2 protein-coding genes are annotated in these 1601 nt (G+C 38.2%); both read right to left on the bottom strand.

Annotated elements, in window-relative coordinates; genetic code table 11:
- Positions 1 to 68: 68 nt before the first annotated feature.
- Complete coding sequence (locus EP737_RS21630) at positions 69 to 497, bottom strand: transcriptional regulator GutM (protein WP_129730886.1); 429 nt, start codon at positions 495 to 497, stop codon at positions 69 to 71.
- A 137-nt stretch (positions 498 to 634) separates the two neighbouring features.
- Positions 635 to 1601: NAD(P)H-dependent oxidoreductase (locus EP737_RS21625; RefSeq protein WP_129730884.1), on the bottom strand; the 967-nt coding region annotated here is incomplete at its 5' end.

The following is a 1601-nucleotide window of genomic DNA, read 5'->3' as shown; positions in this document are numbered from 1 at the left end:
TCAAACATTCCGATAAAGTGTTCTCCAAACCATTGAATCCATTCCATCGAACTCAACACTCCTTCCCATTACACCGTAGAGATATTTTTTTTAGATATTGATAACAAAGCATTTTCAGCAGCCTTTGTAAGAGCCGCACCTAATGCAGGTAGTTGTTTACGCTTTCCTTTTTTGCTTATATTTTGTTCTTGCACTTCGTTTATAACGGCCCCTACATGTTGTCCTTTGTAATTTCCTATTTCTTTAAACTTTGATAGGATAGAAAAACCATTAACCGCATAACATTCTTGAACGATATAATTACTATCTACAACAAGCATAACGATTGCCCCTGGGCGGAATTGTCTTCTTTCCATCCCAGAGAATAAATAATATCCTTTTTTCCGGGTGTATTTTTTCACAATTTTATCCATGTTTTTGCGATAGTATCGAACTTGTATGAAAGTCAGTACATGCTGAACAATTAATAAGCCACATAAAATAATGACAATTTCCATAAAGAGTAACGGCCTCCTTCCCAATTGCTCATTTAGCACGAAAACAGTGCTGCAAAACTCGTATAAAGCTTATTCTTAAAATTATGAGTTCTGCAACACCATCTACAAATCAAATTACTATTTAAATGACGCTACTATTAAAGTGTTGTTTCACGCAAATCTTGTACAGGGAATAAACGATCCTGAAGCGCTCGTAATTTCCAAACTGTTGTATTAGTGTCTAACTCTACATCATCCGTTGTTAGGAACTGTCCTTGGCGGATGTCTTTCTTAGCTACAACGTTACCGCTGATTAAACCGATTGGGATATGACCGTTTTGCTTCATGTCTTGATGCGTTTCAAGCACGCCGCGTACACAATAACCTCCGATACCGTCTAATGTTTCTCCAGCTTTAATGTCACGTTTTGCAACTGCAACAGTATCAGAAATTGGTGCGCCTAAAGGATGAATAGATGAGTCATGCTCTAACACCGCTTTTGCAATGGAAATTGGTGTTTCCAAACTTGCTAAATGATATGGGCGATATAGGATGTGATGATCTCTTTCGCCTTTTTTCAACAAGTAGTTCAATTCATGTGCTACACCTTCGTTTTGGCCTTTTACAATGACAAACACTCCAGGTGCAAGACCATCTACATACTCAACTACGCCAAATTTATTTAATACTCCGCCATTTTCTTTCAAATCTAGATCTTTCACAACTGAATCAAGATCTCCAGCGATTCCGTGCATTCCAACTACATCTGGCACAAATCCAATTGCATTCGATAATAAGTTCATTTCAGCCATTGTCTTAGTACCATCTTGGAAAGCGGCAAGCATGTGGGCAGCCATGTTTTTGCTCGCTGCTTCTGCTTTTGCAGTGTCAGGATTTGCTGTCACATTTAATGCATTATTCTTTCCTTTACCCGCAACTAATACTTCCATACCCATTGTTTTCGCAAATTCAAATAGCTCTAGTGTTGCTGCTGGCTCATCACCCGCTGAACCTGTGTAAATCAACCCAGCATTGTCAAACATCTTATGCATAATAGAACCAATTGTGATGTCTACTTCAACATTTAATAAAACAAGATGTTTTTTAGCTAGCAACGCCTCAAGA

The organism is Ectobacillus funiculus, from assembly GCF_004138295.1.
Classification (GTDB): domain Bacteria; phylum Bacillota; class Bacilli; order Bacillales; family Bacillaceae_G; genus Ectobacillus; species Ectobacillus funiculus.
Note: the sequence above shows the minus strand (reverse complement) of the source record. Positions and strands in the feature narration are given on the sequence as shown.

Coding starts and splice junctions, on each gene's coding strand:
- EP737_RS21630 (WP_129730886.1), bottom strand. CDS start 497: ATGGAAATTGTCATTATTTTATGTGGCTTATTAATTGTTCAGCATGTA.